This window comes from Bradyrhizobium sp. A11 (assembly GCF_042077125.1).
GTDB lineage: Bacteria > Pseudomonadota > Alphaproteobacteria > Rhizobiales > Xanthobacteraceae > Bradyrhizobium > Bradyrhizobium japonicum_B.
Genome location: NZ_CP149509.1, coordinates 3,317,761 through 3,339,196 on the forward strand (window position 1 = coordinate 3,317,761; position 21,436 = coordinate 3,339,196).

The 21,436-nt window shown below is 65.3% G+C and carries 20 protein-coding genes; 13 read left to right on the forward strand and 7 right to left on the reverse strand.

Annotated features, from left to right (window positions below):
• Positions 1-168 precede the first annotated feature (168 nt).
• The 5 genes from WI560_RS15310 to WI560_RS15330 form a co-directional block, all read right to left on the reverse strand.
• On the reverse strand, positions 169-1,158 hold the full coding sequence (locus tag WI560_RS15310) for a hydroxyacid dehydrogenase (RefSeq protein ID WP_375308651.1): 990 nt from the start codon (positions 1,156-1,158) through the stop codon (positions 169-171).
• A 34-nt stretch (positions 1,159-1,192) separates the two neighbouring features.
• Entirely contained in the window at positions 1,193-2,293 is a 1,101-nt protein-coding gene (locus tag WI560_RS15315) for an ABC transporter ATP-binding protein (protein WP_375308652.1), read from the reverse strand.
• A gap of 6 nt (positions 2,294-2,299) precedes the next feature.
• Complete coding sequence (locus WI560_RS15320) at positions 2,300-3,211, reverse strand: carbohydrate ABC transporter permease (RefSeq protein ID WP_375308653.1); 912 nt, start codon at positions 3,209-3,211, stop codon at positions 2,300-2,302.
• Complete coding sequence (locus WI560_RS15325; RefSeq protein WP_028136374.1) at positions 3,211-4,149, reverse strand: carbohydrate ABC transporter permease; 939 nt, start codon at positions 4,147-4,149, stop codon at positions 3,211-3,213. Before WI560_RS15325 ends, WI560_RS15320 begins: the two co-directional genes overlap by 1 nt.
• 140 nt (positions 4,150-4,289) lie before the next feature.
• Positions 4,290-5,630: an ABC transporter substrate-binding protein gene (locus tag WI560_RS15330; protein WP_375308654.1), complete on the reverse strand. Its 1,341-nt coding sequence runs from the start codon at positions 5,628-5,630 to the stop codon at positions 4,290-4,292.
• A gap of 443 nt (positions 5,631-6,073) precedes the next feature.
• Between WI560_RS15330 and WI560_RS15335 the strand changes: the two genes are divergently transcribed.
• Positions 6,074-6,856: a Spy/CpxP family protein refolding chaperone gene (locus WI560_RS15335; RefSeq protein WP_375308655.1), complete on the forward strand. Its 783-nt coding sequence runs from the start codon at positions 6,074-6,076 to the stop codon at positions 6,854-6,856.
• 111 nt (positions 6,857-6,967) lie between these two features.
• A complete protein-coding gene (locus tag WI560_RS15340) occupies positions 6,968-7,345 on the forward strand; it encodes a response regulator (protein WP_257179810.1) in 378 nt (125 codons plus the stop codon).
• Positions 7,346-7,390: 45 nt separating this feature from the next.
• On the opposite strand, the gene WI560_RS15345 is transcribed toward WI560_RS15340, so the two are convergent.
• Complete coding sequence (locus WI560_RS15345) at positions 7,391-7,594, reverse strand: hypothetical protein (protein ID WP_375308656.1); 204 nt, start codon at positions 7,592-7,594, stop codon at positions 7,391-7,393.
• 143 nt (positions 7,595-7,737) lie between these two features.
• Complete coding sequence (gene glk, locus WI560_RS15350) at positions 7,738-8,724, reverse strand: glucokinase (RefSeq protein ID WP_375308657.1); 987 nt, start codon at positions 8,722-8,724, stop codon at positions 7,738-7,740.
• A gap of 258 nt (positions 8,725-8,982) precedes the next feature.
• Between glk and pncA the strand changes: the two genes are divergently transcribed.
• The 11 genes from pncA to WI560_RS15405 all read left to right on the forward strand — a co-directional run bounded on the left by pncA (position 8,983) and on the right by WI560_RS15405 (position 21,378).
• Positions 8,983-9,621 (forward strand): bifunctional nicotinamidase/pyrazinamidase, encoded by a 639-nt coding sequence (gene pncA, locus WI560_RS15355; protein WP_375308847.1) that lies wholly within the window; start codon positions 8,983-8,985, stop codon positions 9,619-9,621.
• A gap of 10 nt (positions 9,622-9,631) precedes the next feature.
• Complete coding sequence (locus tag WI560_RS15360) at positions 9,632-10,747, forward strand: alpha/beta fold hydrolase (protein WP_375308658.1); 1,116 nt, start codon at positions 9,632-9,634, stop codon at positions 10,745-10,747.
• Positions 10,748-10,886: 139 nt separating this feature from the next.
• Positions 10,887-12,920 carry an NAD(+) synthase gene (locus tag WI560_RS15365; RefSeq protein ID WP_375308659.1) on the forward strand — a complete coding sequence of 678 codons (2,034 nt, stop codon included), beginning with the start codon at positions 10,887-10,889 and terminating at the stop codon, positions 12,918-12,920.
• Positions 12,921-12,952: 32 nt separating this feature from the next.
• Positions 12,953-13,330: a GrlR family regulatory protein gene (locus WI560_RS15370; protein WP_375308660.1), complete on the forward strand. Its 378-nt coding sequence runs from the start codon at positions 12,953-12,955 to the stop codon at positions 13,328-13,330.
• 136 nt (positions 13,331-13,466) lie between these two features.
• Positions 13,467-14,693, forward strand: coding sequence for a DUF1236 domain-containing protein (locus WI560_RS15375; protein WP_375308661.1), 1,227 nt, complete (start codon positions 13,467-13,469; stop codon positions 14,691-14,693).
• A 450-nt stretch (positions 14,694-15,143) separates the two neighbouring features.
• Entirely contained in the window at positions 15,144-15,959 is an 816-nt protein-coding gene (locus WI560_RS15380; protein WP_375308662.1) for a sugar phosphate isomerase/epimerase family protein, read from the forward strand.
• A gap of 29 nt (positions 15,960-15,988) precedes the next feature.
• Positions 15,989-17,626 (forward strand): ABC transporter substrate-binding protein, encoded by a 1,638-nt coding sequence (locus WI560_RS15385; RefSeq protein ID WP_375308663.1) that lies wholly within the window; start codon positions 15,989-15,991, stop codon positions 17,624-17,626.
• 2 nt (positions 17,627-17,628) lie between these two features.
• Positions 17,629-18,612, forward strand: a complete 984-nt coding sequence (locus WI560_RS15390; protein ID WP_375308664.1) for an ABC transporter ATP-binding protein — start codon at positions 17,629-17,631, stop codon at positions 18,610-18,612.
• Positions 18,609-19,595, forward strand: coding sequence for an ABC transporter ATP-binding protein (locus WI560_RS15395; protein WP_375308665.1), 987 nt, complete (start codon positions 18,609-18,611; stop codon positions 19,593-19,595). Before WI560_RS15390 ends, WI560_RS15395 begins: the two co-directional genes overlap by 4 nt.
• Positions 19,595-20,524 carry an ABC transporter permease gene (locus WI560_RS15400; RefSeq protein WP_375308666.1) on the forward strand — a complete coding sequence of 310 codons (930 nt, stop codon included), beginning with the start codon at positions 19,595-19,597 and terminating at the stop codon, positions 20,522-20,524. Before WI560_RS15395 ends, WI560_RS15400 begins: the two co-directional genes overlap by 1 nt.
• Positions 20,521-21,378: an ABC transporter permease gene (locus tag WI560_RS15405; protein ID WP_257179800.1), complete on the forward strand. Its 858-nt coding sequence runs from the start codon at positions 20,521-20,523 to the stop codon at positions 21,376-21,378. Before WI560_RS15400 ends, WI560_RS15405 begins: the two co-directional genes overlap by 4 nt.
• Positions 21,379-21,436 lie beyond the last annotated feature (58 nt).

Sequence of the window (21,436 nt, forward strand, 5' to 3'; positions counted from 1 at the left end):
TCCTCCAGCTCGACGCGGCCGGCTAGTCTGTCCCACTGCCGCCGCGGCCGGGAACATTAGGCGCGCTTGATTAAGGCTGAGTTGGGGCCCGATCTGCGCCAAAATGGGACGCTTCCTGGCGTTCCGAAGGCGGGCGCTTCCATCGCCCCGCCAGGAGCTCAGCTTAGCTCAGCCGAGCACGTCCTGATTGATCACGTTCTGCCGGATCGGATCGCCGTCGAGCACACTCAGGATGTTGCGCGCGGTCTGCTCGCTCATGCGCTGGACCGCCTCGACCGTGACGCCGGCGACGTGCGGAGCGATGATGACGTTGGGCAGGGCGAACAGCGCGTTGCTGACCGGCGGCGGCTCCACCTCGAACACGTCGATGCCGGCACCGGCGAGCTTGCCCGAGACCAGCGCGTCGTGGAGCGCGGCTTCCTTGACGATGCCGCCGCGTGCGGTGTTGATGAGATAGGATCTCGGCTTCATCCGGCCGATCCTGTCAGCGCCGAACAGACCGATGGTCTCCGGCGTCTTCGGGCAGTGAATGGTGACGAAATCGGCATTGGGCAGCGCGGCGTCGAGGTCGGCGACGGGCTCGCAGCCGGCCGCCTTGATCTCGGCGGCAGGCTTGTAGGGATCGTAGACCTCGACGTTCATTTCGAATGCCAGGCAGCGCCTGGCGGTGCGGCTGCCGATGCGGCCGAAGCCGATCACCAGCACGGTCTTGCCGTAGAGATCGAACGGCAGCATGCCGAGCCGGTCGGCCCATTTGCCGTCCTTGACGCAAGAATGCAATTCCTGGGCGCGCTTGGCCAGCGTGAGCATCATGAACAGCGCGGCTTCCGCAACCGAAGGCGAGTTGGCGCTGCCGGCGACCATCAGCGGCACCTTGCGGCGGGAGAGGGCGGGCACGTCGACGGCGTCGTAGCCGACGCCGATCCGGGTCACCACCTTCATGTCCTTTGCGGCCTCGAGCTCGGTCTCGCCGAAGGCGGTGGCGCCGAGCGCGACGCCGTGGACCGGCGCATGGCTCTTCAGCAAAGCCTCGAAGTCCCCCGCCGAGATCAGGTTCGGAAACTCGACGAGCTCGATATCGTCCCGCTGGGTGAGGAGGGCGCGTGCCCCTTGCGACAAAGTTTGCGTAACGAAAATCTTCTTCTTGTTGGTCGCCATCGTCCCCTGCCTGCGCGAGTTTCTTGAACCGGCGTCACAACACGGCGCCGGTCGCCTCGTTTAGCAGGTGCATATTGTTGAGGTCCATCGCCAAACGCATGGGTGCCCCGTCCTTGGCGCCGGCATTGGGATTGACGCGGCCACAGACCGGTGTGCCATCGAGTCCGAAATAGACCAGGGTCTCCATTCCCATCGGCTCGGTGACGTCGAGCACGGTGTCGAAGGTTTCGACGCCGGGCTCCAGATGCGCGTGGGATTCGGTGAGATGCTCGGGCCGGAGGCCGAGCAGCAGCTTGTTGGTGCGCGGCAGCGAATTGTAGCGCGCGGCCCGGGCCGGCGGCAGCGGGAAGGCGATGCGGTCGGTGAGGCGGATCTGCAGCGTGCCGCCGACGTCCTCGAGCCGGCACGGGATGAAGTTCATCGCGGGCGAGCCGATGAAGCCCGCGACGAAGCGCGTGGCCGGCTTGTGATAGAGCTCGTTCGGCGTGCCGATCTGCTCGATCCGTCCCTTGTTCATCACCACGACGCGATCGGCCAGCGTCATCGCCTCGACCTGGTCGTGGGTGACGTAGACGGTGGTGGTGCGCACCTTCTGGTGCACCTTCTTGATCTCGATACGCATCTGCACGCGCAGTTTCGCGTCGAGATTGGACAGCGGCTCGTCGAACAGGAAGACCTTCGGATTGCGCACGATGGCCCGGCCCATCGCGACGCGCTGGCGCTGGCCGCCGGAGAGCTGCTTCGGCTTGCGGTCGATCAGGTCGGTGATGTCGAGCAGGCGCGCCGCTTCCGTCACCCGCGCCTTGATCTCGGCCTTGGGATAGTGCTTCAGGCGCAGCCCGAACGACATGTTCTCCGCGACCGTCATGTGCGGGTAGAGCGCGTAGTTCTGGAACACCATGGCGATGTCGCGGTCCTTCGGCGGCACGTCGTTGACGATGTCGCCGCCGATCATGATGTCGCCGTCGCTGATGTCCTCGAGGCCTGCGATCATGCGCAGCGTGGTCGACTTGCCGCAGCCGGAGGGGCCGACCAGCACGATGAACTCGTGGTCGGCAATGTCGAGGTCGATGCCGCGCACGGCCTCGACGTCGTCGTAACGCTTGACTACCTTCCGCAAAGCAACGTCAGCCATGAGTCCTCAACCCTTTGTCGCACCGGCGGTCAGGCCGGCAATGTAATAGTCCATCAGGAACGCGTAGATGATCAGCGGCGGCGCCGCGCCGAGCAGCGCGCCGGTCATGATCTGTCCCCAGTTGAACACGTCGCCCTTGATCAGCGTCGTGATGATGCCGACCGGCAGCACGAGCTGGTCCGTGGACGTCGTGAACACGAGCGGATAGAGGAACTGCGCCCATGACACGGTGAAGGCGAAGATGGTCGCGGCGATCAGCCCCGGCAGCGCCACCGGAATGAAGATCCGGGTGAGCGTCTGGAACCAGGAGGCGCCATCGATGATCGCGGCCTCGTCGAGCTCCTTCGGGATCGAGGCGAAATAGCCGATCATGATCCAGGTGCAGAACGGCACCGTCAGCGTCGGATAGATGAAGAGCAGCACGTACCAGCGGTTGATGAGCTGGATGCCGGTCCAGTCGCCGAACAGGGCGAACACCTTGAACAGCGGAATGAACAACAGGCTGTCCGGAATGAGGTAAGTCAGGAACACGCCGGTCGCCAGCGTGGCCGAGCCCCAGAACCGCATCCGCGCCAGGGCGAATGCCGCGGGCACGCTGATCAGCATCGTGATGGTGACCACGAAAATCGACACCAGCGCCGAATTCCAGAAGAACCGCAGGAACTGGTTCGAGGTCAAGAGGCCGACATAGTTCTCGAGAGTCGGATGGAAGACCCACCATGGATTGGTCGCCGCCGAGATTTCGGCGCTGCTCTTGAGCGAGGTGATCAGCATGTAGATGGGCGGCAGCAGCGAGAAGATCGCAAACAGCGTCAGGAAGAAATACGACCACCGCAGCGCCCATTTGCGGTCGCGGCTCATGCTTCCATACTTGACCGTTCGCGACGGCGCGGCCTTGTCTATCGTGACTGAGCTCATCAGGCTTCATTCCCGCGCTTGTTGACGTCCCGCAGGATGAATATCGCTGCGACCGCCAGGATTGGCACCATGAACAGGGAGACGCTGGCGCCCAGCGGAATATCGCTTCCTTCGATGCCGATCCTGAAGGCCCAGGTGGCGAAGATGTGGGTGTGGTCGAGAGGACCGCCGGCGGTCAGGATTCGCACGATGTCGAAATTGGCGAAGGTCACGATCAGCGAGAACAGCGTCGTGATCGCGATGATGTTGCGCATCATCGGCAGCGTGACGTACCAGATCCGCTGCCACCAATTGGCGCCGTCGATGGCCGCGGCTTCATAGAGCTGGTCGGGCACCGATTTCAGGGCCGCCAGATACATGATCATGAAGAACGGCGCGCCGTACCAGACGTTGACAAGGATGACGGAGAAGCGCGCCCAGGCAGCGTCGCCGGTCCACGGGATCGGACCGATTCCGAAAAACGACAGCGTATAGTTGAACGCGGAATAGGAGGGGTCGAACAGCCACAGCCATGCCAGCGTGCTCATGGCGGGCGGGATCACCCAGGGCACCAGCAGCATGCCGCGCCATTTGCGCTGGCCCTTGGCTGGAATGTTGTGGACGAAGTGCGCGACGATGAACCCGATCAGCGCTTTGAACAGAACGGCGGTGATGGCGAAGATGCAGGATTGCTTGACGACCAGCCAGAACGTGTCGCGCTTGAACAGGAACTCGAAGTTGCCGAGACCGACGAATCTCTGCATTGACTTGTTGAGCGTCGCCAGGTGAAGCGAATAGAACGCGGGATAAAGCACCAGAAGCGTGATGAGAATGATCAGCGGCAGCGTCATCAGGAACGCCGCAGTCGATTTGCGTTTGAGTGCCTTTTGCAGACTGGAGCGTTTTCGCGCCGGTTGCGCTGCGCCAGCCCTGTCTGGCTGCAATGCGACATCCGCCATGATGCATTTCCTCGCGCGGTTTGGTCGGTAGACCCGACTTTTGGAAGGTTCGAGAGCCGAAGCCGTCGGCTCTCGTCAGGTGAGTGAGACAGAAGACTCGCCGCGAGCGGCGTGAGGCCGTCGCGGCGAGCCGTTCCGGTTCAGCTCCGCATGAAGCCTTCGCATTCGCCTTCGGCCCAGGCGAGCGTCTTCTCCATCGATTCGCCCTGGTGATACCGCAGGCACATCTTGGTGAGCGTGGCCTGCGCATAGATCTGCTGTGCGATCTTCGGCGGCGCAGGCGAAGCTGCAATCGACAGCGTCTGATGCTTGAAGGGATTTGGATAGTGGTAGAGCGTGCCTTTCGGCGGGCCCTCCTCCTGCCAGACCTTCAGCGTCGTCAGCTTCTCATAAGCCGGTAGGTCGTAGCCGCCGCTGGCCGTGACCATCTTTTCGATGGCTGCCGGCTTCGACAACGCCACCAGCAGGCTCTTCGCTGCTTCCTTGTTCTTGGAAAAGTTCCATATGCTCCAGAAATACGGCAGGTAGGGTGCAAAGCGGCCCTTCGGCCCCGCCGGGAAGCCGTGGGTCCAGCATTGCTCCGCAACCTGCGGCGCGTCGCGTTTGGCGACGGCCCAGGCGCTCGGCGGATTCATGATCATCGCACCCCTGCCGGAGACCAGCCATTTGTTGTTGGATGCGTCGTCCCAGGCTGCGACATCGGGCGGCAGGAAGCCGATCAGCTTCTTGTAGAAATCGAGCGCCTGACGAACCGCGTCGGTCTTGACGGTGAGATTGCCCTTGGCGTCGACGAGCTGGGCGCCGAACGACAGGAAGATCGCGCCGGCAGTATCGACGTTGTCGGTGGTCTCGCCGAGGCCGATGCCGAACGGGACGCCCGCCTTATGACAGGCTTCGGCAGCTTTCAGGAATGTCTCCAGTGTCCAATTGTCGGCCTTGGGTTGAGCGCCGGCCGGATACATCTCCTGTACGTCGATCCCCGCGTGCTTCTTCATCAGGTCGATGCGGGAGCAGGGGCCCTTGATCTGACTGCCGACGCAGGCGGGAACGCCGAGCCACTTGGTCCCGACAGTGCCGAGATATTTGGCCGTGCCGTTCACCTCGCCGTTCTCGGCGATGATCGGCCCCATGATGTCGGCAACGTTCTCCAATTGGTCGGCATTGGAATGCGCCCACCACGTTGGCATCGCGAAGATATCATGGCCGGATTTCGCCTGCGCTTCGGCGGCGATGGTCAGCAGGTTCTTGTTACCCTGGCTGGGGATGTAGTCGATGGTGACTTCGACCTTCTCCTTGGCGGCCCATTCGTTGACGAGCTCGGTCGAGGCCTTGTTGGCGCCTGGCACCCAATGGTCCCAGAAGCCGATCGAGAGCTTGCCGGCAGCGGAAGCGCCCCGGACATAGGGCGCCGAGATCAGCGCCGCGGAGGACATTGCAGTGGCAGCCACAAATTGACGTCGCGTCAGTCTCTTGCGTGACATCTCGTTTCCTCGCTTGGGTGTTGTTGTTGGAGTTTCCTCTAAGACGTCTTTTCCGAGTTTCTTGTTGTTCGATTTTCTTATTGATGCCGTCGGCCCGATGGCAATTCACCGATGCCGCAACAAATTGGTAGCGCGATCAGATCATGATTGATCGCGTCTGTCGAGAAACCCGAGAGGCTCGTACGTAGAACTAACGTTGTGTCCTGATGCGCTGCGAATGCTTGTTTTTGCGACGCACACTTCGCGTGAGTCGGCCCGGAACGATCCGTGCGCAATTACGCCGCAGTTTCGAACAAGCCTGCATAACCGCTTCGCGCGAAAGACTTTTCGGCGTGGACAGCACTTGGCCGCGGCTGGACCGCGAAGCGGTGGAAACGATAGAGTTGCGGCGGGCGGCTTGGCTGCCGCCCAACAGGCGAGCGAGATCGACGATGGAGACGAGAATGATCAACCCGGCGCCGTCAGCGCGGCTTCACATGCGGCGATGCATCGCGCTCGGGGCCGTGCTCGCCTTGCTGCTCGGTGCCGCGGCGGCCAATGCGCAAGGTCTGGTCAAAGGCGTTCAGGACGGCGCGGCTGCCGGAAACAAGGCGGCAGGTCCGGTCGGTGGCGTGCTGGGCGGCGCAATCGGCGGCGTCGTCGGCGTCTTCACCGGCGTGCTCGGCGTCGGCAACAACAATGCCGGCACTCCGCCGCCGGCCGCCAAGGAGTCCGGCAAGGACGCCAAGCAGCAGGGCGCAGCCAAGGACAAGGACGCCAAGAGTGCCAAAGGGGGCAAGGGCGGCAAGGCGAGCAAGGAGGCGAAGAACGCACCGCAGGGCAAGGACAACAAGGACGTCACCGTCCTCACCCAGCCCGGCGCGCCGCAGCAGACCGCCGAGCAGATCGTGGCCAACAGCGATTCCTACATCGAGCGGATCAAGACCGAGCTGAACCTCACGCCCGAGCAGGAGAAGCACTGGTACGGTTTCTCGAGCGCGATGCACTACCTGGGACATAATGGTGCAGAGCGGCTCAACTTGCGGGTTGCGCGCGCCAAGCGGGATCCGCCCGACGACATCATCGAGCAGATGCGGAACGAGGCGCAGTTCCTGATCGACCGCGCCGCCGACCAGCGCAATGTCGCCGACGCCGCCGAGCCGCTCTATTCGAGCCTCGATGACAAGCAGAAGCAGGTCTTCATCCAGGAGATGGTGCGCCTCAGCCACGAGCGCGGATTGGATTGATCAAGTTGAATCGGATCGGGCGCCTCTGAATTAACGGCGCCCGCCACGAATTCGTGTATCCCTTCCGCAATTGATGTATGGTTAGCTTCGCAAGCTGACTGCGGAGTTGAAATGGCGGACGGACTCTCCGTTTTCCTGGTCGAAGACGAGGCGTTGATCCGGATGATGATCGCCGACATGGTGGTGGAACTCGGCCACCACGTCGTCGCGGAAGCCGACAATGTGCGGGACGCGAGCGCGTTTGCCATGACCGCGCAATACGATCTGGCCATCCTCGACATCAACCTCATGGGCGTCTACGTCGATCCCGTCGCCGACTTGATCGAACGTCGCGGCAAGCCGTTCCTGTTCGCCACCGGCTACGGGCCAGAGCTGCTGCCGTCCTTGCTCCGGCGTCGGCCGATCCTGCGCAAGCCGATCGCGATGGATCAGCTCAAGGCGATGATCGATTCGATGTTTCCCGAAGTCCCGGCCAAAGCGCCGCACTGAGCGACGGCACCGATGCCGCATCGATGACGACGAAGACGCCGCACCTCAGTTGCGGCCGTTCTTCAGCACCCTGGCAATGGTATGGGCCGTCATGGCCGCCCGGTCCGAGGCGCGCTGTGCGGCCAGCCGGTCTCGCGCCTTTTCCTCGATCAAGAGATTGATCAGGGCCAGCCGCTTGTCTTCGTCATCGGCCTCGCTCAGCAGGCGATGATAGCGGTGATAGTCGAAACCCAGATCCTGCTTACGCATGTCACGCCCCCGCAACTACGCCACACACGGCTTGATTGTTTCGCATCGGGAACATGGAGGCAAGCGTGTTCATGCGTGGAACCGCCCGGAAGCTGAATCACCTGTGAATATTGGAACCAACGCGTGGAGAGAGTTCCCGTAGCTCAATCCACATTATGGTCGGCAAACATCTTCAGGCCGACGAAGCTCGCATCTGGTTTGATTACCAGCCGGGTCGGGATGTTGCGCAAATAGTCCTGGAACCGACCCTTGGCCTCGAAGCGCGCACGGAACGCGGAGGCCATCAGGAACTCGGGAAAGCGCGGCACGATTCCGCCGGCGACATAGACGCCGCCGCGGGCGCCGAACGTCACCGCGAGATTGCCGGCGACCGAGCCCAAGATGGCGCAGAACATCTCAAGCGTCGCCCGGCTGACGGGACAACTGCCCTCCAGGGCCGCCTTGGTGATGCCGGCGGCATCGCGATGCGGCACCTGAGCGCCGTCGACTTCCGCCAAGGCTTCGTAGAGATTTTGCAGCCCGGATCCCGAGAGGGCGCCGCGCTCGATGGAGACGTGGCCGAGGCGCCGCCGCAAGCACGCGATCGCGCGTTCCTCGCGCTCATCCTCCGCCGGCAGGGTCGCGTGTCCGGCTTCGGTGACCACGGCGAGGCGCGCGCCATGGCGCTGGACCAGACAGGAGACGCCAAAGCCGGTTCCGGGTCCGACCACCAGCAACGGCTCGCCGGACAGGCCATCGCCTCCGCCGAGCGGGATCAGATCGACAGGCTGCAAGGCGGGCAGGGACCAGGCTACCACCTCGAAGTCGTTGAGCACGTGGACGCTGTCGAAGCCCAGAGCCTCTTGCAGTTCGTTGCCGTCAATGACCCAGGGGCTGTTGGTCATGACGCAGCGGTTGTTGGTGACGGGTCCCGCCACGGCGAGCACAGCCCTGCGGGGCTGCTCGCCACCGGCCCGGCGCGCCAGGACGTCCGCAATGGCCTCCCGAACCGTCGGGAAATCGGCGACTTTCACATAGTCGATCGGTCCGGTTTGACCGCCTTGGCCCAATTCGCTCCGGCTCAGCGCGAAGCGCGCATTGGTGCCGCCGATATCGGCGAGAAGAATCTGTCCTGTCTTGCCGATATTCATGATCTCGTGGTTGCCGCCGCCTTCCGGCCTCGGCAACCCTCTCCTCCGCGCCTTCGACCCCATCCACCCGTCCCGACAGTTTCGAGAATCCGCCCTCGGGTGCGCCTAGTCAACACGGACGAGGCCAAACCGTTGCATGCTGGCGATGGTCCAGTGACCAATTCGCGCAGGTTTTGCACGGTGCCGGCGGTTGCGAAGCCGGGCGGGAAGGCCGACACTAGTGGGGCCTGTCCGGCGGCCGCTGCACCGGGCATATGGATGGGACTGGCGATGAAGATTTCCGACCGCGACGTGCTGCTGGCGATCGACGTGCAGAACGACTTCTGCACGGGCGGAGCGCTCGCCGTTCCCGGCGGTGAGAAGGTCGTCCCCGCCATCAACCGGATCGCCCAAAAATTCGTCAATGTGGTGCTGACCCAGGACTGGCATCCGCGCGACCATGTTTCGTTCGCGACGAATCATGCGGGCAAGCAGCCGTTCCAGACCATCGAGCTCGACTATGGCACCCAGGTGCTCTGGCCGGCGCACTGCGTGCAGGGCACCTCGGGTGCCGAATTCCACCGCGATCTCGACGTGGTCAGGGCGAGCCTGGTGGTGCGCAAGGGGTTTCGCCGCGGCATCGATTCCTATTCGGCATTGTTCGAGAACGACCATAAGACGGCGACGGGCCTGCTCGGCTATTTGCGCGAACGCGAGCTGAAGACGGTCTTTGTCGCCGGGCTGGCGCTGGATTTCTGCGTCCGCTTCTCAGCGGAGGATGTGCGCAAGGCCGGGTTGGAGGTGGCCGTGATCGAGGACGCCTGCCGCGGCATCGATCTCGACGGCTCCGTGGCCGCGACCCATCGAAGCTTTCGCGACCTCGGCATCTCCGTCGTCAGCCTCGAGGCGTTTCTATAAGGACCTCGTCATGGTGGACAAGATCGGCAAACAGGCGGGCGGATCGGACCATGCACCCGACCAGCCGCTGCTATGGCCGTTCACGGCAGCCCGGCTGGCCATGGACGCGTGCTTCTGGTGGGTCGAGCGCGGTCGGGCTGAGCAGGACGAGAGCAAGCTGCCGTGGACGACGCCCAACCGTGTTGCGCTCGAGCTCGCGACGATGCACCTGCGCGATTGCTCGCAGGGCCGGTCCGGCCAGCCGGTGCTGGTGTGCGCGCCCTATGCGCTGCACCGGGCCTTGATCGCCGATTTCGCGCCTGGCCACAGCGTGGTGCAGTCTCTGCAATCCGGCGGCATCGACCGGATCTACCTCACCGATTGGCGATCGGCCACCCCCGGCATGCGCTATCTCTCGATCGACAGCTATCTCGGCGACCTCAACGTCGCCATCGACGAGATCGGCGCGCCGGTCGATCTGGTCGGCCTGTGCCAGGGCGGCTGGCTGTCGCTGCTCTATGCGGCGCGCTTTCCGGCCAAGGTGCGGCGGCTGGTGCTAGCAGGCGCGCCCGTCGACCTGTCAATCGAGTCGCCGTTGTGCCGGCTCACCCGCAACGCGCCCGAGATGGTGTACGACCAGCTCGTCGCACGCGGTGGCGGCAATGTCAGCGGCGGGGAGATGCTTCACTTGTGGTCCAAGGCGCCAAACCGCGATGATATCGTGGCGGCATTGCAGAGAGACCTGTCGGACGAGGAAGGCGCGGCGCTGCTCGCGCGCTTCGAGCATTGGAACGCGGAGACGCTCGATCTGCCGGGTGCGTATTATCTGGAGGTGGTCAACCGGATCTTCCGGGAGAACCAGATCGCAGGCGGCAGCTTCAAGGCGCTCGGCCGCACGATCGATCCGAAGGACGTCAAAGCGCCGGTTTTCCTGCTCGCCGGGCTCGACGACGACGTCGTGCCGGCTGCGCAGGCGCTCGCCACGGCTGGTCTGCTCGGCACGCCGCCGGCCTTCATTGCGGCGGCTTCCGAGCCGAGCAACCACCTCGGCCTGTTCATGGGCGCGCGCACCCACGCGCATGCCTGGCCGCGGATCGCCGAATGGCTGCGCGACGACCTGTCGGGCGTGCTGGCCCGCAGCGCCTGAGCTCGTCGGGCGCGAACCGGCGGCCCTGCAAATCCGTTATGCATGACGGCGGATGGCCTGCACGGGACCGGGCCGATGGGCTACATATGGTTAGGTGCTGACGGCTTCGGCAGCGAAGAGATCAAGGGTACTGCGCTCGATGACTTTCCACTCGATCTACGCCCATGGATTTGCGCGCGTGGCGGCCTGTGTCACCACGTCCCATGTCGCCGATCCCTCGGCCAACGCAAAGGCGGTGCTGGCCGCAGCCAATGCCTGCCATGAGCAGTCGGTGGCGGTCGCCGTGTTTCCCGAGCTGTGCCTGTCCGGTTACGCGATCGAGGATCTGGTCAAGCAGGACCCGCTGCTCGACGCGGTCGAACGCGGTCTCGCCGGCCTCGTCGAGGCCTCCGCAGGCCTGATGCCGGTCCTGATCGTCGGCGCACCGCTGCGCTTTGGTCATCGCATCTACAATTGCGCCGTCGTCATTCATCGCGGCAACGTTCTCGGCGTGGTGCCGAAGACCTATTTGCCGACCTACCGCGAATTCTACGAGGGCCGGCATTTCGCCTCCGGTGCCGGCATGGTCGGAGAGACGATCGCGTTCGGCGGGCTGCATGCCCCGTTCGGCGTCGACCTGCTGTTCTCCGCCGAGGACGTTCCGGGCCTCACTATCGGCGTCGAGATCTGCGAGGACATGTGGATCCCGGTGACGCCGGCCTCGGAGCTCGCGCTCGCCGGCGCGAGCGTGCTGATCAACCTCTCGGGCAGCCCGATCACGATCGGCCGGGCGCGCTCGCGCGCGCTGCTGTGCCAATCGACATCGGCGCGCTGCCTCGCGGCCTACGTCTACGCGGCCGCCGGGGCAGGGGAATCGACCACGGATCTGTCCTGGGACGGCCAGACCTCGATCTACGAGAACGGCGTGCTGCTGGCCGAGGGCGAGCGGTTCCGGCAGAGCGGCCAGATCACCATTGCGGATATCGATCTCGACCTGCTGAGGCAGGAGCGCGCGCTGATGGGCACGTTCGACGATAACCGCCGCCAGCGCGAGGCGTTCTTCCGCAAAGTGACATTCGCGTTGAAGCCACCGGCCGCCGACATCGGCTTCCTGCGCAAGGTCGAGCGCTTCCCGTTCGTGCCGAGCGACGAAAGCCTGCTCGAGCATGATTGCTACGAGGCCTACAACATCCAGGTCGCCGGCCTCGTGCAGCGCATGCGTGCCACCGGCACCAAGCGCGTCGTGATCGGCGTCTCGGGCGGACTCGATTCAACGCACGCGCTGATCGTCGCCGCCAAGGCGGTCGATCTGCTCGGCCTGCCGCGCGAGAATATCCTGGCCTACACCATGCCGGGCTTTGCCACCGGCAGCGAAAGCAAGAGCCACGCGCTGGCGCTGATGCAGGCGTTGCACACGAGCTGGCAGGAACTCGACATCCGCACCACGGCGACGCAGATGCTGAAGGACATCGGTCATCCCTTCGGCCGGGGCGAGAAGATCTACGACGTCACCTTCGAGAACGTTCAGGCCGGCCTGCGCACGGATTATCTGTTCCGGCTCGCCAACCATCACGGCGGCATCGTGATCGGCACCGGCGATCTCTCCGAGCTCGCGCTCGGCTGGTGCACCTATGGCGTCGGCGACCAGATGGCGCATTACAACGTCAATGCCGGTGTGCCGAAGACGCTGATCCAGCACCTGATCCGCTGGGTGATCTCGTCGAAGCAGTTCAGCGACGACGTCAACCGCACGCTCGCCGCGATCCTGGCAGCCGAAATCTCGCCCGAGCTGGTGCCGGTGGAGGCCGGCCAGAAGCCGCAGAGCACGGAGGCGGCGGTCGGACCGTACGAGCTGCAGGATTTCAACCTGTTCTACACGCTGCGCTTCGGCATGCGGCCGTCCAAGATCGCCTTCATGGCGCAGCACGCCTGGAAGGACGTGGCCAAGGGCGAATGGCCGCCGGCCTTCCCGAGCGACCGGCGCAGGGCGTATGATCTGCCGGAGATCCGCCGCTGGCTCGAAGTGTTCCTGCGCCGCTTCTTTGCCTTCAGCCAGTTCAAGCGCTCGGCGATGCCGAACGGTCCGAAGGTCTCGGCGGGCGGCTCGCTGTCGCCCCGCGGCGATTGGCGCGCGCCGTCGGATTCGAGCGCGGCGGCCTGGCTCGAGGATCTCGAGCGGAACGTGCCGAACTGATCAGTGCGGCGGATCGGTGGGGAGATGATCGGATGTCGGCGGTGGATGGAGCACAGGAGGAGGCCAGGGTCGTCAACGGCCTCTACATCTTCGACATCGAGATGCGCGACGGCAAGCGCGGCCAGGCGAGGGGCGTCGTCATGCTCTGCGACGGGCGCATCATGGGCGGCGACAGCTATTTCTATTACACCGGCAGCTACACCTTCCGGAACGGCAAGTGGCGCGGCGACATGATCGTCAACCAGCATACCGAGGCCGTCGGCCGGACGCTCGCCTTCGGCGGCAGGGAGGTCACCTGCGGCTTCTCGGGCGACTATTCCGCCGGCGGCGCCGAGGTCGAAGGCATGGCGCTGGTCGGCAAGACCAGCGTGACATTCACAGCCCGCCTCACGCTCAAGGACCCGATGTGAGCCAGGCGTAACTCGGCCCCTCGTTCCTGCTCAGGAACCTTCGCACCTACAGAACGTTCGCGTGTGTTGTTGCGAATTCTCGAGGAGAGGGACCATGCCTAAGCACTTGATGCTATCGACTGCGGCCATTGGATTGATGCTCGCTTCCGGCTTCGCCTACGCCCAGGGGCCCGGTGAGCGCAGAGACGAGCCGAAACGGACCGAGGAGCCCGCGAAAGGCGCTGGGCCGCAGCGCGGCGGCGCCCAAGAACGGGTTCAGGAACGTGTTCAAGAGCGCGCACCTGGCGCCCAGGAGCGACTGCAGGGCGCGGGCCGCGAAGAAAAGGGCGGCGCTGCCAAGCAGGAGGCGAGCGACGACAAGCGCCAGCCGGCCAATTCTGCCGAGCGTAACCAGCCGAAGGGCAGGGACCAGGCACAAGAATCCCGCGAGCCTGCGCGCGACCGCAACCGTGAGGCCGAGAGCACCAAGCCGGGCCGCGACAGCAAGAGCAGCGCTGAGACCAAGCAGGATAAGCAGGACAAGTCTGCGCCGCAGAAATCAACGGCCGAGTCCGAGAAATCCAAGACCGGCCCCGCTGGTCAGCAGAACGAGCGGACTGGGGCTGCGACCAACCAGAAGGAGCAGAACCAGACCCAGCCGCCGCGCAATGCGGCCGATCAGCAGCAGCCGGCGCAGCAGACCGACCGGCCAGCCACGGCAACGGACACGAGCCGGACGGCTCCGACCAACAATGCGCAGACCGCGCCATCCGGCACGCAGACCAATCAAGCCAATCAGACCACCCAGACCAACACGCAGGTCAATCAGCAGACCCAGGTGACCACCGAGAAGCAGGTGCGGATCTCCGAAACGGTGAGCCGTGCACGCCTGGCCCAGCCGGAGCGCAACCTGAACATCTCGATCCGGATCGGCGAGACGATTCCGCCGCGCGTGCGACTCCACCGGCTGCCGCCCGAGATCGTGTCGATCGAGCCGGCATATCGCGACTACGAATATTTCGCGACGGAAGACGAGGTCGTCATCGTGGAGCCGCGCACGCATCGCATCGTCAGCCAGGTGCCGCGCGATCCGTCGCGGGCCCGCGCGCAAATGGGCGGCAGCGCTTCATCGAGCATGGCAGCAACCGGTGCAAGCAATGTGAACTGCCAGATCATGCGGCGTGACGCTTCGGGTAACGTCGCCCAGGCAGAACCCTCGACCGTGGGATCGACCGCGCGCGGGGATTCCATGAGCGTGATCGTCCAGATGCCCGGCGGCGGCTCGTCCGCTCCGATCGCCCTCGGTGCTCCCGCGGGCAACATCGTGGTCGCGACGCAAGGACAGGGCGACTGCACGGTAACTCTGGAGCCGCAGACGCGCTGAGCGCAACACGACGCTGAAACGACAACGCGCCGCCCGGATGCCCCAGCCGGACGGCGCGTCATTGCGTTCAATCTCAGAAAGTGTCGAGGTCCGGAGTGCCTAGGAGTCCGGACCTCGTCACCTTGCCCCAGCCTTCAATCCCCCGCCCCATGTGGTCCCCCAACCCCATGTAGCGCGATCAGAGGGTGATGCCCGTGGAAGTGGCCGCCGATCGATGTCCCGCGATGTACGCGAAGCTTGGTTAGGATTCCATTCCGGATCACTACGGACACGAATACCGGTTGCGATGTGTCCGTTCGGCATCGGTGCGCGATCGCGGCTGCCTGAACCCGAGCGCATCGTCGGCAGGATGTCCACATCTCCCGGCGCTGCAGAATTTGCATTTCACCGGCCTGTCATCGAACTGGTCTAGCGCTGCTCCCGTCATCGCTGACGGTCAAGGAGCAAGCCATGTCGAAGCCGGTGCTGGGCGCCGCATTGTCCATCAAATCGATTCCCGCGCATCGCGACTGGCTTCTGGAGCGGCAGCGCGATCTCGAGATCCAGGATTTCTTCCGCGCCGATCTTCTGGACAGCGATTGGCGCAGCACCGCCGGCGAGATCAAGCAGATGCTGTCGGGCCATACCGGACGGCTCGGCATCCACGGTCCGTTCTGGGGCTTCAAGATCGACAGCCACGATCCCATGATCCGCCAGGCGGTGACCAAGCGCCTGCTTCAGGGGCTGGATGCCGCCGAGTTCCTCGGCGCGACGCAGATGGTGATCCATTCGCCGTTCACGACCTGGGACCATAACAATCTCGATCTCTATCCGGACAATCGCAACAACCTCGTCGAGCGCGTCAAGGCGACGCTCGCCGAAGTCGTCGCGCGCGCGGAAACTATCGGCTGCGAGATCGTCATCGAGAACATCGAGGACAAGGATCCGCGCGACCGGGTGCGCCTCGCCAGGGCGCTCGAAAGCGCCAGGGTTCGCGTCTCGCTCGACACCGGTCATGCCAACTACGCCCACATCTCCACCGGCGCGCCGCCGGTCGATTATTACGTCGAGACCGCCGGCGACATGCTCACTCATGTGCATCTGCAGGACACCGACGGCTTTGCCGACCGGCACTGGGCTCCGGGCGAGGGCAACATCCCCTGGGTCGCCGTGTTCCGCGCGCTGGGCCGGCTGACGTCCAACCCGCGACTGATCCTCGAACTTCGCAATCACGACGACGTCCGCGCCGGCGCAGCCTATCTCGCCGCGCTCGGTCTCGCCGAATAACCGCATCATCCAGGGCAGGAATTACCGCCATGAGCAAGCTTACCCGTCGCACCATCCTGAAATCCGGCGGCGCGGCCGCAAGCACGTTGCTGCTGCCGCGCTTTGCCATCGCGCAGGGCGACAGCCGTCCGTCGGTGACGATCGCGGTGCAAAAAGTCACCAACGCCAACGTGCTCGACGTGCTGCGCGAGCAGTCCAATGTCGGCGAGCGCGTGTTCTTCTCCTCGATCTGGGAAGGCCTGATCTCGAAGAACTGGCGCGGCAATCTCGAAGCCGTGCCGGGCCTTGCCACCGAATGGCGCCGCATCGACGACCAGACCGTCGAGGTGAAGCTGCGCCAGGGCGTCAAGTTCCACAATGGCGACGAGATGACCGCCGAGGACGTCGTCTTCACCTTCAGCCGCGAGCGCATGTTCGGCGACACCGAGGCCAAGAACCGCTCCACCATCAAGGCGTTCGAGAAGATCCCGACGCCGCGGCCGGGCAAGGAGCTGCCGCCCGACGTGCCCGCCGTCGCCCGCCGCATCTGGCCGGACCTTGCGCGCGTCGATGCCGTCGACAAGTACACCGTGCGCTTCTACAACGCGACGCCCGACGTCACCATCGAGGGACGGCTGCAGCGCTACGGCTCCGACATTATGAACCGCCGCGCCTGGGAAGAATCCGCGAGCTATCTCGACTGGGCGCGCAAGCCGATCACCACCGGGCCCTACAGGGTCGTCGAGCTCAAGCCCGACGTCTCGCTGACGTTGGAAGCGCATGACGAATATTGGGGCGGCCGTCCCCCGCTGAAGCGCATCCGCTTCCTCGAAGTACCTGAGGTCGCCAGCCGCATCAACGGACTGCTGTCGGGCGAATACCAGTTCGCCTGCGACATCCCGCCGGACCAGATCGCCGGCATCGAGAAGAATTCGGCGTTCGAAGTGCAGGGCGGCACCATCCTCAACCACCGCCTGACCGTGTTCGACAAGAACCACGCCGTGCTCGCCAATCCGCTGGTGCGGCGCGCCTTCACCCATGCGATCGACCGCCAGGCCATCGTCGACAGCCTGTGGGCCGGCCGCACCCGCGTGCCGAAGGGGCTGCAATGGGAATTCTACGGCGACATGTTCAACGCCGATTGGGCCGTGCCCGCGTTTGATCCGAAGCTGGCGCAGGATCTGCTCAAGCAAGCCAATTACAAGGGCGACCCGATTCCCTATCGCCTGCTCAACAATTACTACACCAACCAGGTCGCGACCGCGCAGATCCTGGTCGAGATGTGGAAGTCGGTCGGCCTCAACGTGCAGATCGAGACCAAGGAGAACTGGTCGCAGATCATGGAACGTGGACCCGCGCGCGCGGTGCGCGACTGGTCAAACTCGGCCGCGTTCAACGATCCCGTGTCCTCGCTGGTGGCCCAGCATGGACCGAACGGCCAGCAGCAGCAGATCGGCGAGTGGACGAACGTCGAGCTGAACAAGCTCTCCGAATTCCTGGAGACCTCGACGGACCGGGCCGCACGCAAGAAGGCGTTCCGCCGCATGCTGGAGATCGCCGAGCGCGAGGACCCCGCCTACACGGTGCTGCACCAGAACGCGACGTTCACGGCGAAGCCGAAATCGATCAAGTGGAAGGCAGCACCCGCCTTCGCGATGGATTTCCGCGCCGGCAATTTCGAGGCGTAGCCGTGGCGCCGCTGGTCAACATTGCAGGTCTCCGCGTCGCCTTCAGCGGCGTGCCGGTCCTGCGCGGCGTCGATCTCACTCTGCATAAGGGCGAGGCCCTCGGTCTCGTCGGCGAGTCCGGCTCCGGCAAATCGGTGACCTGGCTCGCCGCGCTCGGCCTGTTGCCGCGGTATGCGCAGGTCTCCGGCAAGGTGCGGCTCGAAGGGCGCGAGATCCTCGGCGCTCCGGCCACCGAGTTCGACCATGTCAGGGGCGGGCGCATCGCCATGATCTTCCAGGATCCGGCGAGCGCGCTCAACCCGGTGCTGACGATCCGCAGGCAACTCTGCGAAGCGTTGGCGCTGCATCGCGATCTCCAAGGCCAAGCCGTGAAGGCGGAGGCGCGGCGGCTGCTCGATCTCGTCGGCATTCCCGACGCGGGCCGGCGGCTGGACGCCTATCCGCACGAGTTTTCCGGCGGCCAGGTCCAGCGCGTCATGATCGCGATGGCGCTCGCCGGAAATCCGGACCTCCTGATCGCGGACGAGCCGACCACCGCGCTCGATGCCACCATCCAGGCCCAGATCCTGGAGTTGCTCTCGACGGTGCGCCGCGAGCTCGGCATGGCGATGGTGCTGATCAGCCACGATCTCGGCGTCGTCGCCGAGAACTGCGACCGCGTCGCGGTGATGTATGCCGGCCGCATCATTGAGGAAGCCCCCAGCAACCAGCTCTTCGCCGATCCCGCGCACCCCTACGCGCAGGGCCTGATCGGCGCGCTGCCGCCGCTCGACGGACCCCGGCGGCGTCTCACCGCCATTCCCGGAACGGTGCCTGATCCCGCAAAGATGCCTGGTGGATGCGCCTTCGCGCCGCGTTGCGCGCTGGCGTCCGAGCCGTGCGGCCTTGCCGCGCCGGCGCTGGCGCCGATCGCAGATGACCGCCGCGTCGCCTGCATCCGGGCCGAGGCCTCCCGCCGCTCCCTGCTTGGGATCGCCGCCGAATGAGCCCGCCGCTCGTCGAGGTGTCCGCGATCTCGCGCAGCTATGCGATGCGCTCGGGAATGTTCGGCCGGGCTACGGCCGTGCACGCCGTCGACGGCGTGTCGCTCGCGATTGCCAGGGGGCAGACGCTGGGTCTGGTCGGCGAGTCCGGCTCGGGCAAATCGACGACGGGACGTATCGTGCTCGGCCTCGAGCCGCCCGATCGCGGCGAGGTGCGGTTCGACGGCAAGCCGATGGCCGTGCCCGCAACGGCCGCATGGCGCGCGCAGCGGGCGCGCATGCAGATGATCTACCAGGATCCGCTCGGCGCGCTAGACCGGCGCCTGCCGGTCGCAGCGCAAATCCGCGAGCCGCTCGACATCCACGGCATCGGCACGCCCGCGGAGCGCGAGGAGCGCGTCCGCGAATTGCTGCGCGCAGTCGAGCTGACGCCGGCGCATGGTGCGCGCTATCCCGGCGCGCTCTCCGGCGGCCAGCGCCAGCGCATCGTGCTGGCGCGGGCGCTCGCCACCAAGCCCGATTTCCTGGTCTGCGACGAGCCGGTCAGCGCGCTCGACGTCTCGATCCAGGCCCAGGTGGTGAACCTGCTCTGCGATCTCCAGGCGCAATTGTCGCTGACGCTGCTGTTCATCAGCCACGATCTGCGCGTCGTCCGACAGATCAGCAACGTCGTCGCGGTGATGTATCTCGGCCGCATCGTCGAGATCGGCAGCGCCGACGATCTGTTCGCGCGCCCCGAGCATCCCTATACCCAGGCGCTGGTTTCGGCGTCGCCGGCGCCGGGCCGCCGCAGCGCCGGCCGCATCGTCCTGGCGGGCGATCCGCCGAACCCTGCCGCGCGCCCCCAAGGCTGCGCCTTCCATCCGCGCTGCCCGCGCGCCATCGCCCGCTGTGCGAGCGAGGTGCCGGCGCTGGCGGCCGTCGGCGGCGACCGGCAGGTGGCCTGCCATCTCGTCACGGGCGCGCAAACGCGGGATGCGGCGTGATGGGACGCTATTTCGCCATCCGCATCGGGCGCGCTGCGCTCACGATCGTCCTCGTCGTCACCTTCGCCTTCGTCGTGTTGCGGCTGTCGGGCGATCCCGCGCTGATGATCCTGGGACCGGAGGCGCCGCCCGAAGTGCTTGCGGCGTTCCGCAAGGCCTGGGGCCTCGATGATCCCATCTGGTTTCAGTATCTCGACTATTTCGGCGCCATCGCCAAGGGCGAGCTCGGCCGCTCCATGCGCGACGGACGGCCCGCGATCGAGCTGGTGCTGGAGCGCATCCCGGCGACGCTGGCGCTGACCCTTCCGGCCTTCTTCTTCAAGGTCGCGCTCGGCGTTCCCGCCGGCATCTACGCGGCGCTGCACCGGGGTTCCGCCATCGATCGTGCCGTGATGACGACGGCGGTCGCGGGCTTCACCGTGCCGAGCTTCGTGCTCGCGCTGATCCTGGTTCTGGTCTTCGCCGTGCAGCTCGGCTGGCTGCCGTCGGGCGGGCAGGACAGCTGGCGCCATGCCATCTTGCCGATCACGACGCTGAGCTTAGGGGGCGCCGCGGTGCTGGCGCGCTTCACCCGCAGCGCCATGCTGGAGGTGCTGGGCCAGCCCTATATCCGCACCGCATCCGCCAAAGGCCTGCCGTGGCGCAAGGTGGTGACGTCCCATGCGCTGCCGAACGCGGCGATCCCGACCGTGACCATTCTCGGCTTCATGGTGGGCACGCTGATCGCGGGCGCGGTGGTGGTCGAGAGCGTGTTCGCCTGGCCGGGAGTAGGGCGCCTGCTCGTGGTCGCCGTCGCCAACCGCGACCTTGCCGTCGTGCAATGCATCCTGCTGCTGGTCGCGATGACCATGGTCACGTCAAACCTGATCGTCGACTTCCTCTACGGCTTCCTCGATCCGCGGCTGCGCGCCAAGGGAGCGCATGCATGACCGACGCCACGTTGAAGGATACCACTAGCCGCCGCATCGGGCTGCCGGCAATCCCGGTCTCGGTTGCGCTGGCGGTGACTTGGATCGTCGCGATGCTCGTGATCGCCGCCTTCGCCGAAAAAATTGCGCCATATGGCTATACCCAGCTCGACCTGCGCAACCGGCTGGCGGCGCCCGGCAACGCCGCGCACTGGCTCGGCACCGACGAGCTCGGCCGGGACGTGCTGTCGCGGCTTCTCGTCTCGATCCGCATCTCGCTGCTGATCGCCTTCGGCGCCACCGCGATTTCGGCGATCGTCGGCACCACGCTCGGCTTCCTCGCCGCGCATTTCCGCGGGGCCGCCGAGCAGCTCGTGCTGATGCTGACCGACTTCCAGGCCAGCATGCCGTTCCTGATCATGGCGCTGGCCGTGCTCGCCTTCTTCGGCAATTCGCTGCCGCTTCTGATCGGCCTCATGGGCCTGTTCGGCTGGGAGCGCTACGCCCGCATCGCGCGCGGCCTTGCCATCTCCGCCAACGCGCAAGGCTACGCCGCCGCGGTCCGCCAGCTAGGGGCGACGCCGCAGCGGATCTATCTCAGGCACATCCTGCCCAACATCGCCTCGACCCTGATCGTCTCGACCACGCTGGTTTTCCCCGAGGTGATCCTGATGGAATCGGGCCTGTCCTTCCTCGGCCTCGGCGTGCAGCCGCCGATGACCAGCCTCGGCAACATGGTCGGCTACGGCCGGGAATACCTCACCCGGGCGCCCTGGATCATGCTGGCCCCGGCCACCACCATCGTGATCACCACGCTGGCAGTGTCCGTGATTGGCGACTGGCTGCGCGACCGGCTCGACCCGACGTTGCAGTAGGATGGGACAGGTCCGCGCGAGACAATCCTCCGCTCCTCGTCCCGGACAAGCGTAAGCG